14 protein-coding genes and 1 riboswitch are annotated in these 13764 nt (G+C 70.3%); of the genes, 10 read left to right on the top strand and 4 right to left on the bottom strand.

The genetic code is table 11. The features are described from left to right. The first annotated feature begins 17 nt into the window (after window positions 1–17). From J1792_RS02790 to J1792_RS02750, 9 genes are all read left to right on the top strand, one after another. Window positions 18–1001, top strand: a complete 984-nt coding sequence (locus J1792_RS02790) for a nucleoside triphosphate pyrophosphohydrolase (RefSeq protein WP_086569954.1) — start codon at window positions 18–20, stop codon at window positions 999–1001. A gap of 60 nt (window positions 1002–1061) precedes the next feature. Further along, window positions 1062–1493: a DUF6479 family protein gene (locus tag J1792_RS02785; protein ID WP_086569953.1), complete on the top strand. Its 432-nt coding sequence runs from the start codon at window positions 1062–1064 to the stop codon at window positions 1491–1493. A gap of 13 nt (window positions 1494–1506) precedes the next feature. Further along, window positions 1507–2766, top strand: a complete 1260-nt coding sequence (locus tag J1792_RS02780) for a cytochrome P450 family protein (RefSeq protein ID WP_086569951.1) — start codon at window positions 1507–1509, stop codon at window positions 2764–2766. A 199-nt stretch (window positions 2767–2965) separates the two neighbouring features. Continuing rightward, window positions 2966–3943 (top strand): transglycosylase family protein, encoded by a 978-nt coding sequence (locus tag J1792_RS02775; protein WP_307842889.1) that lies wholly within the window; start codon window positions 2966–2968, stop codon window positions 3941–3943. A 260-nt stretch (window positions 3944–4203) separates the two neighbouring features. Continuing rightward, a riboswitch (cyclic di-AMP (ydaO/yuaA leader) is annotated at window positions 4204–4386 on the top strand. A gap of 4 nt (window positions 4387–4390) precedes the next feature. Next, on the top strand, window positions 4391–5122 hold the full coding sequence (locus J1792_RS02770; RefSeq protein ID WP_086569949.1) for a LysM peptidoglycan-binding domain-containing protein: 732 nt from the start codon (window positions 4391–4393) through the stop codon (window positions 5120–5122). Between the two features lie 305 nt (window positions 5123–5427). Then, window positions 5428–6708, top strand: coding sequence for a phosphopyruvate hydratase (gene eno / locus J1792_RS02765; protein ID WP_086569947.1), 1281 nt, complete (start codon window positions 5428–5430; stop codon window positions 6706–6708). Window positions 6709–6835: 127 nt separating this feature from the next. Then, the gene (locus J1792_RS02760; protein ID WP_086569945.1) at window positions 6836–7321 is read left to right on the top strand and encodes an FtsB family cell division protein; all 486 of its coding nucleotides are present in this window, start codon (window positions 6836–6838) and stop codon (window positions 7319–7321) included. 58 nt (window positions 7322–7379) lie between these two features. After that, the gene (locus J1792_RS02755) at window positions 7380–7928 is read left to right on the top strand and encodes a DUF501 domain-containing protein (protein WP_086569943.1); all 549 of its coding nucleotides are present in this window, start codon (window positions 7380–7382) and stop codon (window positions 7926–7928) included. Further along, window positions 7925–8920: a Ppx/GppA phosphatase family protein gene (locus tag J1792_RS02750; protein ID WP_086569941.1), complete on the top strand. Its 996-nt coding sequence runs from the start codon at window positions 7925–7927 to the stop codon at window positions 8918–8920. Before J1792_RS02755 ends, J1792_RS02750 begins: the two co-directional genes overlap by 4 nt. Window positions 8921–9019: 99 nt before the next feature. Here J1792_RS02750 and J1792_RS02745 read toward each other — a convergent pair whose 3' ends face one another. From J1792_RS02745 to J1792_RS02730, 4 genes are all read right to left on the bottom strand, one after another. Further along, entirely contained in the window at window positions 9020–9205 is a 186-nt protein-coding gene (locus J1792_RS02745; protein WP_086569939.1) for a hypothetical protein, read from the bottom strand. Beyond that, entirely contained in the window at window positions 9205–9348 is a 144-nt protein-coding gene (locus tag J1792_RS02740) for a hypothetical protein (RefSeq protein WP_207246614.1), read from the bottom strand. Before J1792_RS02740 ends, J1792_RS02745 begins: the two co-directional genes overlap by 1 nt. Before the next feature lie 478 nt (window positions 9349–9826). Further along, window positions 9827–10144: a hypothetical protein gene (locus J1792_RS02735; RefSeq protein ID WP_086569937.1), complete on the bottom strand. Its 318-nt coding sequence runs from the start codon at window positions 10142–10144 to the stop codon at window positions 9827–9829. 105 nt (window positions 10145–10249) lie between these two features. Next, window positions 10250–11476, bottom strand: coding sequence for a helix-turn-helix domain-containing protein (locus J1792_RS02730; RefSeq protein ID WP_086569935.1), 1227 nt, complete (start codon window positions 11474–11476; stop codon window positions 10250–10252). Window positions 11477–12306: 830 nt separating this feature from the next. On the opposite strand from J1792_RS02730, the gene J1792_RS02725 reads away from it, so the two are divergent. After that, a complete protein-coding gene (locus J1792_RS02725) occupies window positions 12307–13698 on the top strand; it encodes an NAD(P)/FAD-dependent oxidoreductase (protein ID WP_086569933.1) in 1392 nt (463 codons plus the stop codon). Window positions 13699–13764: the final 66 nt, after the last annotated feature.

Here is a 13764-nt window from a genome sequence, read left to right as displayed (position 1 = left end):
CGCCTAGGCTCGGCCGTGTGAACGACCTGAACGACTCCCGCGGCCGCATCGTCCTGCTCACCACCAGCCACCGGGTCGCCCCCGGAATGCTGTCGTGGCCCGCCTGGCGGACGCTGCGCGAGGCCGACCGGGTCCTGTGCGCCGACGCCGGCCACCCGCAGCTGCCGTATCTGCGGGAGGCCGGCGTGACGGTCGAGCACACGGCCGCCACCGCCCGCGAGCTGGTCGACTACTGCGCGGACGGCCGGCGCACGGCCGTGGTCCTCACCTCCGCCGAGGGCGAGTCGGCGCTCACCGACGGCCTGGCCCGGCTGGCCGGCTCCGGCCGGGAGTCGATGCCGGCGCTGGAGCTGCTGCCCGGCTCCTACGACCTGCCCGGCGCCCGGCTGCTGGACCTGGTCCAGGTCATGGACCAGGTCCGCCTCTCCTGCCCGTGGACCGGCATCCGCACCCACGAGGACCTGGCGAAGTACGGCCTGGAGGAGATGTACGAGCTCCTGGAGGCCATCGAGACCGGCGACCGCGAGGCGCTGCGCGAGGAACTGGGCGACGTGCTGCTCCAGGTCGTCTTCCACGCCCGCATCGCCCAGGACGACCCGGACGAGCCGTTCTCCGTCGACGACGTCGCGGGCGGCATCGTCGACAAGCTCATCCACCGCCACCCGCACGTCTTCGGCGACGAGAGCGCCGAGACGCCCGAGGACGTTCACGAGCACTGGACGCGGACCAAGGCGGCGGAGAAGGGCCGCGAGTCCGTCACCGAGGGCGTGCCGCTGGGCCAGCCCGCCCTGGCCCTCGCCGCCAAGCTCGCCTCCCGGGTGCGCTCGGAGGGCCTGCCCGTGGACCTCCCGGCCGGCGAGGGGATCGGCTACGAGCTGCTGGCCCTGGCCGCGCGGGCCGAGGAGGCCGGCACCGACCCGGAGACCGCCCTGCGGGCCGCGGCCCGGACGTACCGCGACGCGATCCTCGAGGCCGAGGCGGCGGCCCGCGCGAGCGAGTGACGGACGCCCGTTCGGCCCAGTGACGGTCTTGACGGGGGCGCGCGCGGGTACCCGCATCCCATGCGTACTGAGCACACGGACCTCGCCCTGCCCCACTGGGTCGGCGGCATCGCCCCGTTCATCGTGGGGCTGTGCGTCGTCGGCCTGCTGCTCGCGGCCTTCGTCTACGGGCAGCGCTGGCGCGACCGGGAGCCCCCGCCGCCGAGCCAGCCGCAGCGCCGCCAGGGGGCCTGGCAGACGCGCGCGGAACACGACACCGGTCCCACCTCGCCCGACCACGGCCCGGGGCACGCCGACGACAACGGCAAGATCGACTACGTCACCGAGCACCGCGAGTCGGACCCCCTGCAGACGGAGGCCGACGGGGAACGCGTGCTGCCGCACGAGATCCACAACCCCGGCAGCCACCCCGAGGAGCCGACCGAGGAGCGCAAGAAGTGGAGCCCCGGCAGCAGCGGCTCCTTCGGCAGCGGCGGCAGCAGTCACACCTAGGTAGCGTCGGGGCGTGCACGAGAACCGTACGCCCCCCGCCCCGCCCCTGTTCACCTGGGAATTCGCCGCCGATCCGTACCCCGCGTACGCCTGGCTGCGCGAGCACGCCCCCGTCCACCGCACCGCGCTCCCCAGCGGGGTGGAGGCCTGGCTGGTGACGCGGTACGCCGACGCCCGGCAGGCGCTGGCCGACCAGCGGCTGTCGAAGAACCCCGTGCACCACTCCGAGAGCGCCCACGGCAAGGGCAAGGTCGGCATCCCCGGCGAGCGCAGCGCCAACCTGATGACGCACCTGCTCAACATCGACCCGCCGGACCACACCCGGCTGCGCCGGCTGGTCTCGAAGGCGTTCACCCCGGGCCGGGTCGCCCAGTTCGCGCCCCGCGTCCAGGAGCTGACCGACCAGCTGATCGACGGCTTCGCCGGGACGGGGGAGGCGGACCTCATCCACGAGTTCGCCTTTCCCCTGCCCATCTACGCCATCTGCGACATGCTGGGCGTCCCGCGCGAGGACCAGGACGACTTCCGGGACTGGGCGGGCATGATGATCCGCCACGGCGGCGGGCCGCGCGGCGGAGTGGCCCGTTCGGTGAAGAAGATGCGGGGCTATCTCACGGAACTGATCCACCGGAAGCGGGAGGATCTCGGCGAGGACCTCATCTCGGGACTGATCAGGGCGAGTGACCACGGCGAGCACCTCACCGAGGACGAGGCCGCGGCCATGGCTTTCATCCTGCTCTTCGCCGGTTTCGAGACCACCGTCAATCTGATCGGCAACGGGGTCTACGCCCTGCTGCGCAACCCCGGGCAGCGCGAGCGCCTCCAGCGCGCTCTCGCCGCCGGCGACGAGGGCCTGCTCGCCACGGGAGTGGAGGAACTCCTGCGCTACGACGGCCCGGTGGAGCTCGCCACCTGGCGGTTCGCCACCCGGGACCTGACCATCGGCGGACAGCGCATCGCCGAGGGCGACCCCGTGCTCGTGGTGCTCGCCGCGGCGGACCGCGACCCCGAGCGGTTCGCCGACCCCGACACCCTCGACCTCTCCCGGCGCGACAACCAGCACCTGGGCTACGGGCACGGCATCCACTACTGTCTCGGCGCACCGCTCGCCCGCCTCGAGGGACAGACGGCGCTGGCCACCCTGCTGCGCCGCCTGCCCGACCTGCGACTGGCCGCCGACCCGGACGACCTGCGGTGGCGCGGAGGCCTGATCATGCGCGGATTGCGCACTTTGCCCGTGGAATTCACTCCCGAGGGAACCGAACACGCATAACCCCGGCTCTTACCCCGTGACGCGGTATCAAACCACGTGATCTGAACGTGACCTGCGCTACACCGGCTTGTGACTCATCGGCGCCGTCGCTATGTTCGACGACCACATCAGCCGCCACACGAGAGGCCAGCACATGCGCTCAGGGTCCGGTAGACATCGCCGCCCCCGCCAGGTACCCGCCATCGTGGTCGCGGCGGGGGTGACGGGAGCGAGCATCGCCATGCCGCTGCTCGCCGCCTCCGGCGCCTCCGCGGCCGACACCGACACCTGGGACAAGGTCGCCCAGTGCGAGAGCGGCGGAACCTGGAGCGCCAACTCCGGCAACGGCTACTCCGGTGGGCTCCAGCTCACCCAGGAGATGTGGGAGCAGAACGGCGGCACCACCTACGCCCCGCGCCCCGACCTCGCCAGCCGCTCGCAGCAGATAGCCGTGGCCGAGCAGATCCTCCGGTCCAAGGGCCCCGACGCGTGGCCGAGCTGCGCCGTGAGCTCCGGCCTGCAGAAGGACGCCCCGGCGCCCGAGGTGAACCCCGGCAGCGGCAGCGACGGCACCACCCGGGCCCCCGAGCCGGAGCCCACGCGCGGGTCCGCGAAGGAGCGCCCGACGCCCTCCACGCCGGCGCACGAGTCCGACAAGCCGTCCGACAAGCCCTCCGGCACCACCGAGCCCACGCCCGGCACGTCGCAGACGCCCGGCACGCCCACCCCGTCCGGCAGCTCCGGCACCGGTGAGGGCGGCAAGCACCGCAAGGACCCGTCCACGGAGCCCTCCGGCGGCACGGCGACCCCCTCGGGCACGCCCTCCGGCACGCCCTCGGAGACCCCGTCGCAGACGCCCGGGACCTCCCCGGCGCCATCCGGCTCCCAGACGCCCGGCACCCCGTCCGACAGCGCCACCCCCGGTGCGGACGCGGGCACGGAGACGGGCACCGGCAAGCACCGTGCCGAGCCGTCGCGTTCGGGCGACGAGGCCCAGCGCTCCTCGCGCGGCGACGCGCGGACGGACCCGGCGGGCCCGTCCGACTACACCGTGCGTCCGGGTGACAATCTGTCAGCCATCGCATCGGAGCACGCCGTCGACGGCGGATGGAAGACGATCTATCAGAAGAACGAAAAGACGGTCGGATCCGATCCGGACCTCATCCAGCCCGGTCAGCGCCTCGACATCCGTAAGTAGCGGGCCGGTTCGGGCCGAATGTCCGTTCCAGTCGAAAGTGAGACATGGGTCTCGTCCCCCGACGCCCGGAGTGTCCCCGTCCGTTGCTCTTGTACCCGCTCCCACCTGCGAGAATGATCGTTCTCGGTAGGCCGTAACCAGCAACTGTGGCCGAAAAGTGGGGTTTGAACCTGTCGGCCGCCTGTGTTTAACGTCGTTTCCGCTCGCTACCGCGGGCACCTCGACCGCCACGCCGAATCCTGCCGGCGGTCGGGGGAGTCGTCGCGCAAGCGCCGTTGGCAGGAGCGGGGGAACCAGGTAGGGCGCCGGCACGCACCGACGGTCAACGACCGACGGGACGGGACGGCTTGGGGTGAAGCCCGGTGCGCGCGAGCGGACCGGGCCGGGCGAACTCACTAGCCCGAACCCGACAGCTCACCTCGTAGGCGTCGGTGAGGAAACCGACTTATGTCCAAGGGCAAGCACCGTCGTCCGTCCAAGGCCGTCCGCATCGTCACCCTCGCCGGTGTCACCGGCGCGGCTGTCGCCGCCCCTCTGATGGTCGCGACCTCCGCCAACGCCGCCTCCGTCCAGGCCTGGGACAAGGTCGCCCAGTGTGAGGCCGGGGGCAACTGGTCCATCAACACCCAAAACGGCTTCTACGGCGGCCTGCAGTTCTCGAAGTCCTCGTGGGACGCCGCGGGCGGCGGCAAGTACGCCTCCTACCCGCACCAGGCCACCAAGGCCCAGCAGATCCTCGTCGCCGAGCGGCTCCTCGCCCTGCAGGGCCCGGGCGCCTGGCCCAACTGTGGCGGTGGCCTGACCCGTGGCGGCCCGGCGCCCGACGTCGACGGCGGCTCCTCGAAGTCCAAGCCGTCCAAGCCGTCCAAGTCCACCGGCGACCGCGACACCTCCACCAAGACCCACGCCGACCGCGGCGAGCGCCCCTCGGGCAAGCACGCCAAGCCGGGTTCGGGCACCGAGACGCCTGCGCAGAAGCAGACCCCGGGCAAGCACGCCAAGACCCCGACCTTCAAGAAGGGTGACGGCGAGTACGAGGTCAAGCAGGGCGACACCCTGTCCACGATCGCGACGGCCAAGAAGGTCAAGGGCGGCTGGGCGAAGCTCTACGACCTCAACAAGAAGATCATCGACGACGCCGACGTCATCTACCCCGGGCAGATGCTGCACCTCGGCTGACCGCCGCCGGACCCCGTCCGCACGCCCGGACGGTCCCACCGCCAGGACGAGCCTTGCGCTCATCCGACGGACCGCCCCGCTCCGATGCGCCTACCCCCCGAGCCGCATCGGAGCGGGGCTCCGTCGTTTGCGCCCCCGGAACCCCGTGCCGGCCGTCCCCGTTGAGCGAACACACCGGCGATTCATCCGCTGATCTCGGCTTTTGTGCCAATTTTCGGTCCGCTGATCGATCCAAGGGCGGGCGCAGCCTCCGGCGCCCGTTAGGCTCGTGCTGCAGAACTCCAGCACACACGAAGGAGACCCTCGTGCCGTCCATCGACGTCGTCGTAGCTCGCGAGATCCTCGACTCGCGAGGCAACCCCACGGTCGAGGTCGAGGTCGGCCTCGACGACGGCTCCACGGGCCGTGCCGCCGTGCCGTCCGGCGCCTCCACCGGCGCCTTCGAGGCCATCGAGCTCCGTGACGGCGACCCCAAGCGCTACCTCGGCAAGGGTGTCGAGAAGGCCGTCCTGGCCGTCATCGAGCAGATCGGCCCGGAGCTCGTCGGCTACGACGCCACCGAGCAGCGCCTGATCGACCAGGCCATGTTCGACCTGGACGCCACCGACAACAAGGCCTCGCTCGGCGCCAACGCCATCCTGGGCGTCTCCCTGGCCGTCGCGCACGCCGCCTCCGAGGCGTCCGACCTCCCCCTCTTCCGCTACCTCGGCGGCCCGAACGCGCACCTGCTGCCCGTTCCGATGATGAACATCCTGAACGGCGGCTCGCACGCCGACTCCAACGTGGACATCCAGGAGTTCATGATCGCGCCGATCGGCGCGGAGTCCTTCTCCGAGGCCCTGCGCTGGGGCACCGAGGTCTACCACACCCTCAAGTCGGTCCTGAAGGCCAAGGGCCTGTCCACCGGCCTCGGCGACGAGGGCGGCTTCGCCCCGAACCTGGGCTCCAACCGCGAGGCCCTCGACCTCATCCTCGAGGCCATCAAGCAGGCCGGCTACACCCCCGGCCAGGACGTCGCGCTCGCCCTGGACGTGGCCGCCTCCGAGTTCTACAAGGACGGCGTCTACAAGTTCGAGGGCAAGGACCGCTCCGCCGCCGAGATGACGGAGTACTACGCCGAGCTCGTCGAGGCGTACCCGCTGGTCTCCATCGAGGACCCGCTGTTCGAGGACGACTGGGCCGGCTGGAACACCATCACCGAGAAGCTCGGCGACAAGGTCCAGCTCGTCGGCGACGACCTGTTCGTCACCAACCCCGAGCGCCTCGCCCGTGGCATCGAGGAGAACTCCGCCAACGCCCTGCTGGTCAAGGTCAACCAGATCGGTTCGCTGACCGAGACCCTGGACGCCGTCGAGCTGGCCCAGCGCAACGGCTTCAAGTGCATGATGTCCCACCGCTCCGGCGAGACCGAGGACGTCACCATCGCCGACCTGGCCGTCGCCACCAACTGCGGCCAGATCAAGACCGGTGCCCCGGCCCGCTCCGAGCGCGTCGCCAAGTACAACCAGCTGCTGCGCATCGAGGAGATCCTCGACGACGCCGCGGTGTACGCGGGCCGCTCGGCGTTCCCGCGCTTCAAGGGCTGAGCTCCACACGGGCTGAGCCTTAAGGGCTGAGCTCTCGCCAGTCTCCGTACGTCCCCGGCCGCGGTCCCGTACCGTGTCCGGGGACGTACGTTCGTAGAGGACTCCGAGCACTCACTGGGGAGGCGACGTGGGCGCGGACCGGTTCTCCACCGCGACCAGGCTCAAGGCGCTCGGCACGGCGCTCGTGCAGGGGCCCGCCGTCGCGCGGGTCTACCGGGCGCGGCCGCAGCGGCGCAGCCGGCTCACGGGACGCGCCGCGCTGCTCGCGCTCGTCGTCTGCTCCCTCGTCGTCGCCCTCGCCTATCCGATGCGCCAGTGGGTCACCCAGCGCTCGGACATCGCCGACCAGCGGCGCCGGACCGAGCACGCCCGCGAGCAGGTGAAGCTGCTGCGCGACGAGAAGGCCCGGCTGGAGGACCCCGCGTACGTCGAGCAGCAGGCGCGCGAGCACCTGCACTACCTCCGCCCGGGGGAGACCGGCTACAGCGTGGTGGGCGGCGGTGGTCCCACCAAGCCGCCCAGGGACCGGGGCGCGGCCGACCGCCCCTGGTACAGCAACCTCTGGGAAGACATCGACTCCTCCGACGGGCAGCAGCGCCGAGCGCTTCCCTGACGCCCCCCCGCGCACCGCATCCGAACCAGACCGAGCATCAACGAGCACGAGCGAGCACATGGACACGCCTCCTCCGAAGACCGAGCCCACCGAGCCGACCGACGCGGACATCGCCGCGTTCAAGGAGCAGCTGGGGCGCCCGCCGCGCGGCCTGCGCGCCATCGCGCACCGCTGCCCGTGCGGCAACCCCGACGTCGTCGAGACCGCGCCGCGGCTGGAGGACGGCACGCCGTTCCCGACGCTGTACTACCTGACGTGCCCGCGCGCCGCCGGCGCCATCGGCACGCTCGAGGGCTCCGGCCTGATGAAGGAGATGCAGGACCGGCTGGCGACCGACCCCGAACTGGCGGCCGCCTACCGGGCCGCGCACGAGGACTACATCGCGCGCCGCGACGCGATCGAGGTCCTGGAGGGCTTCCCGAGCGCCGGCGGCATGCCGGACCGGGTCAAGTGCCTGCACGTGCTCGTCGGGCACTCCCTGGCCGCGGGCCCGGGGGTGAACCCCTTCGGCGACGAGGCGCTCGCGCTGCTGCCGGAGTGGTGGAGCAAGGGTCCGTGCGTCACCCCCTGCGGCGGCGCCGGCGAATGCGGCGAGGAGCGGGCATGACGCGGGTCGCCGCCGTCGACTGCGGCACGAACTCCATCCGGCTGCTCGTCGCCGACGCCGACCCGGCGACCGGTGAACTCAAGGAGCTCGACCGGCGGATGACGATCGTGCGGCTCGGCCAGGGCGTCGACCGTACGGGCCGCTTCGCGCCGGAGGCGCTCGAGCGGACGTTCGCCGCCTGCCGGGAGTACGCCGAGGTCATCCGGGCGCTCAACGCGGAGCGGGTGCGGTTCGTCGCGACGTCCGCGTCCCGCGACGTGTCCAACCGCGAGGAGTTCGTGCGCGGCGTCGTGGACATCCTCGGCGTGGAGCCCGAGGTGATCACCGGTGACCAGGAGGCGGAGTTCTCCTTCACCGGCGCCACCAAGGAGCTGACGGGAGGAGAAGGCGCAGGCGCGAAGCGCCTTCCTGCGAAGGGTGGTGGTGGGCGACGGGCGGGCGACCTGGCGAAGCCGTATCTGGTCGTGGACATCGGCGGCGGCTCCACGGAGTTCGTGGTCGGCGACGACCACGTGCGGGCGGCGCGCAGCGTCGACGTGGGCTGCGTCCGGATGACGGAACGTCACCTCGTGGTGGACGGCGAGGTCACCGACCCGCCGACGCCGGAGCAGATCGCCGCGATACGCGCCGACGTCGAGGCCGCGCTGGACCTGGCCGAGGAGAGCGTCCCGCTCACCGAGGCCCGTACCCTCGTGGGCCTTGCCGGCTCGGTCACCACGGTCGCGGCGATCGCGCTCGGCCTGGACGCGTACGACTCCGAGGCCATCCACCACTGCCGCGTCTCCCTCGAGCGGGTCCGCGAGATCACGGCCATGCTGCTGGAGTCGACGCACGAGCAGCGCGCGGCGTTCTCCGTGATGCACCCCGGCCGGGTCGACGTCATCGCCGCCGGAGCGCTCGTTCTGCAGTGCGTGATGGAGCGTTCCGGGGCCCGGGAGGTCGTGGTCAGCGAGCACGACATCCTCGACGGGATCGGCTGGAGCATCGCCTGAGGGCGACAGAGAAGCACCGCTGACTGGCGGTGCTCGGCGTCGACGGCAAAAGACCCCGTCCGCACGCTTTCGGGGAAGCGCGCGGACGGGGCCACGTGATCAGACGAGGTCGACTCCGGCCTGAGCCTTGATGGTGTCCACGGCATCATCGGTGAGCCACCGCAGAGGAACCACGGTCCACCTGTCACGCTTGCGCATGACCACAGCCTTGCCGTCCGGGGTGGTCTCGCACCGCATGAAGCCCTGTTCCCTCAGGTCGCGAATCAGGTCCTCGCCCAGCTTCACTAGTCCTCCCGGTCCTTGTCGTCAGCGTGCGAGCTGTGAACGTCGCCGTTTCCAGAGACCCGAGTGTCGGGGTCGGTGACCTGACCCTGGTTGGCCTGAGGGGCCCAGGCTTCGCCCGCTTCCTCGAAGTCCTTCCTACCCATTTTTGCGTCTCCTTCCTGCCCAGGCCTTGCCGACACAGGGGACCGTCCCCCATGCCGTCGTGCGGTGGTGCCACCTGCCGGCCCTCTGTCTGCCACAAGGGCGACCAGGCGGGTTCCTGCTCCTCCGAGCGGGGAAAACGCCGACGAAGGGGCGGGGTCTGTGTGGGCGCATTCGCTCAGGCGCCGCGCCCGCTCCCGCAGGTGCACACGAGGGGTGCGTAGTAGGCGCGGATGGCGGCGGGCTGGTCGGGCTGGGGCATGTGGGGCACCCGGTAGAAGGGGGACACTGACTCGGCCCACGTGCGCCGTACAGGTGCCGCCGGTACCGCTACGTTCTCGGGAGTCTCGCCCACGGTGAGCCACGACCGGTACAGCCGGTAGAGGCAGTGCCCTAGGCGTTTCATGGGCGAGCCCCCTCTCGGCGCGCGATCCGGTCCAGCCGTCCGAGCCGGCAGGACGGGGGGTGAGGTGTCGTGGCTCATGGGTGCATCACCCGCATGTGCCGACCCAGGGCGAGAGTGAAGCCGTGAACGGTGGCGTGGCGTCCTGTCTTGTGCGCTTTGCTGCGTTCGGCCTTGATCCTGTCGCAGAAGTCGCACCGCTCCGGTACGACGATCTCGAGGGTGTCGGGGCCGGCCTCCCACTCCCGTCCGCCGGTGAGAGGGCGCAGCTGGTAGTTGGGCCCGACCTTGTCCATCACCTTCCCCAGTAGGTCTCGGGCGATGTCCCGGGCCACCTTGCCGATCAGCGGATCAAGCTCGGACCTGGTGTCGGTACTGCTCGTGGTGGTGCACAAGGGAAGCCCCCGGCGTCGTCGGTCGTCTGTCAGGTGACCGTAGGACCGCCGGGGGCGCGTAGCAGGTGGGGTCCGTACCCCCTCGGTAAGGGGTACGGAATGTACCTATGCCACTGCGGGCAGGTTCATCCTTTGGCGCAGGTACTCGGCGTCTCGCCTGATCAGGGCGTTGCCCCTCGTGGAAAGCTCGGAGACCGCCGAGCGGGCAAAGAGGTTGAATCGCACGGTCTCCGGGGATTCCTCATGAGCCTTCTTGAGAAGGGTCACGACCGCGATGTCCTCCCCTTGGATTCCGTATGCCCTTGCCGACTCGACAAGGTGGAAGCTGCGGCGCGTGGCGCTGGGGATGGTCTCGAGATTGATGTTGGCCGCGTGGACGGCGTCGCTGCCGTGCAGCAAGTCCGCCTGCATGGTGATGGCGTAGGCATCGACTACGCCGCGGCCAAAGATCAGGAAGGGGTGGCTGTAGCCCTCCCCCAGCGCTTTGGCGGCCCTGTCGGCCTGGTCCCAATGGCGCCACGCGTTGCCGGACTTTCCCACCTTCGCGTAGGAGAGGGCAGCGGCGAGGTGAAGCAGGCCCCAGCGTGCGCGGTCCTCGACTCCCCTCTCGGGGTTCAGGAGGTCGGCTGCTTGCATGGCGAGGTCGACGCGCGCTTCGGAACGTTCTCCGGCATCACGGAAGACGTGGTTCAGGTACCACGCAGCCACGGCAATGGCGTGGGGGTCGTCGGCCTCCTGGGCTGCCATCATGGCTCGGTCTCCGGTGAGCATCACGGATTCCGGGGACGGCTGGAAGCTGAGAAACAGCTGCGCAAGGTGGTATGCCTGGGCAAGGGCGGCCAATGCGCGGCGTCGCTCCTTCCCTTCGTATGCGCGGGTCGCGTGCTGGAGATTCGCGAGTAGGCCCGGTAGGACAGGTGCGATGCTCGACCGGTGATCACCTGCGTTGTGCCACAAGCACCATGCTCGGGTGACGCCCTTCTCCAGCTCCGGGACCGGCAGTGGTTCCTCGCTGTTGTTCGCGAAGTGATACGTGGTCAGAGCTGCCTTGATCGCGGGAAGGTCCTTGTGAGCGGCCTTGGTGTACGTCGCTGCTGCGAGACGTTCATCGCCGGTGAGCTCGGCGAGGTCGTCCACCCCCAGCTCTTCGGCCAGCCGCAGAAGCAGGGGAAGGCGGGGCATCTTGAGGCGGCCTGTCTCGATCGCCTTGACCCACTCTGCCGAACGGCCCACCAGGCCGCCGAGGGTGGCCCGCGTCTTCCCGCTGCGTTCACGGGCCCGCTGTACGCGCTGACCGAAGGTGCTGGGACTTGGGTAGGTGCAACCGGGCATGGCGGACTCCGTTCTGACCTAGACACTCAGAACGGTACCCACGGAAACGGGGGCGCATCAGGCGATCGTCACAGCCCCCGGCAGGGGCGGATCTTCGTCGGCTGTGACGACTGCCTCCGGTTGTCTCGGGACGCGCGGCGTCACCGGTAACGAACGGATGACCACCTGGCTCGGGGTGTGCGCTCTGCCTACCTGTCCTTCGGCCTGGCCGCCCGGAGACTTGTGGTCCCGGCGAGCTTGATCGGGGATCACGAGGCGACCGCTGGGGGGCGAGCTCCAGCCCTTTCGTGAGACATCGGACCCGTGCGACGACGCTCGAAGGTGAGTCGCGCTTCGTCCGTGATGGCCCGAACAACATCGCCTGGAAGCGGTATTGGGGCGGCTGACCGCACCGGCGAGGGTGTCCGGCCGGGGGTCCGGGGGGTTGTCCCCCGGTGTGGGCAGTCTTGATGGGATCGGCTGGAGCATCGCCTGAGGGCGTCCGCCGGAGAATGTTCGTGAAATCCTTCACATGAAATAGCGGTCCTAGGACCCCGGAGGGAGGCCTTCTGGCCTCCTTCCGGGGTCCGTCGGCCCCTGGCGGCCGGAAACCGTGTGGTTTTCGCCGTCTTAAAGAAACGCTTATGCGGAAGCCCCGGGCGGAGTGGTCCAGTCCACCTCGAGGCCGCAAGGCCAGTTCAGCAGGGGTGATCAACGCCCGGCGGGACGGCCTGGTTCCCTCATGGGGCTATGGCGTCGGTCACGGGGGCGGCGGAGTGTAGCAGACCCCCCTCGGGCTCTTGTGAAGGGGCTCACGAGCACCCCTGCGGGGAGTGCTGGATACTCGAATCATGAGCACCACGGAGCGTCCACGGATCCTCGTAGTAGGCGGTGGGTACGTCGGCCTGTACGCGGCACGTCGCATTCTGAAGAAGATGCGCTACGGCGAGGCGACCGTCACGGTCGTCGACCCGCGCTCGTACATGACGTACCAGCCCTTCCTCCCTGAAGCAGCCGCCGGCAGCATCTCGCCGCGCCACGTCGTGGTGCCGCTGCGCCGCGTCCTGCCCAAGGCGGAGGTTCTCACCGGCCGTGTCACCACGATCGACCAGGACCGCAAGGTCGCCACGATCGCGCCGCTCGTCGGCGAGGCGTACGAGCTGCCTTTCGACTACCTGGTGATCGCGCTCGGCGCCGTCTCCCGTACCTTCCCGATCCCCGGCCTTGCCGAGAACGGCATCGGCATGAAGGGCATCGAGGAGTCCATCGGCCTGCGCAACCACGTTCTCGAGCAGCTGGACAAGGCCGACTCGACGAAGGACGAGGAGATCCGCCGCAAGGCGCTGACCTTCGTCTTCATCGGTGGCGGCTTCGCCGGCGCCGAGACGATCGGCGAGGTCGAGGACATGGCGCGGGACGCCGCCAAGTACTACCCGAACGTGAAGCGCGAGGACATGCGCTTCATCCTCGTCGACGCCGCGGACAAGATCCTCCCCGAGGTCGGTCCGAAGCTCGGCGAGTACGGCAAGAAGCACCTGGAGAGCCGCGGCGTCGAGATCTACCTCTCGACCTCCATGGACTCCTGCGTCGACGGCCACGTCGTGCTGAAGAACGGCCTCGAGGTCGACTCCAACACGATCGTGTGGACCGCGGGCGTCAAGCCCAACCCGGCGCTGTCCCGCTTCGGCCTGCCGCTGGGCCCGCGCGGCCACGTCGACACCTCCGAGACCCTCCAGGTCCAGGGCACCGACTACATCTGGGCCGCGGGCGACAACGCCCAGGTCCCGGACATGGTCGGCCGCAAGGCGGGCAACGAGAACGCCTGGTGCCCGCCGAACGCCCAGCACGCGCTGCGCCAGGCCAAGGTCCTCGGCGACAACGTCCTGTCCGGCATGCGCGGCTTCCCGCAGAAGACGTACTCGCACGCCAACAAGGGCGCGGTGGCGGGCCTCGGCCTCCACAAGGGCGTCGCGATGATCGTCATGGGCAAGACCAAGATCAAGCTCAAGGGCCGGCTGGCCTGGTACATGCACCGTGGCTACCACGGCATGGCCATGCCGACCTGGAACCGCAAGATCCGCATCTTCGCGGACTGGACCCTGGCCATGTTCCTCAAGCGCGAGGTCGTCTCCCTGCGCGCCATGGAGAACCCGCGCGAGGAGTTCTACGAGGCCGCCAAGCCGGCCCCGCAGCCGGCCGCCAAGGCCGACGCGAACCAGGGCCAGAAGGCGAAGGCCTCCTAAGCACGGCATCGACCGGAAGGGCGTCCACCAAATCCGTGGGGTGGGCGCCCTTCGGCGTACCCGGAA

This window comes from Streptomyces triculaminicus, from assembly GCF_017349075.1.
Classification (GTDB): Bacteria; Actinomycetota; Actinomycetes; order Streptomycetales; family Streptomycetaceae; genus Streptomyces; species Streptomyces triculaminicus.
This window is presented reverse-complemented; position numbering and strand designations above follow the sequence as displayed.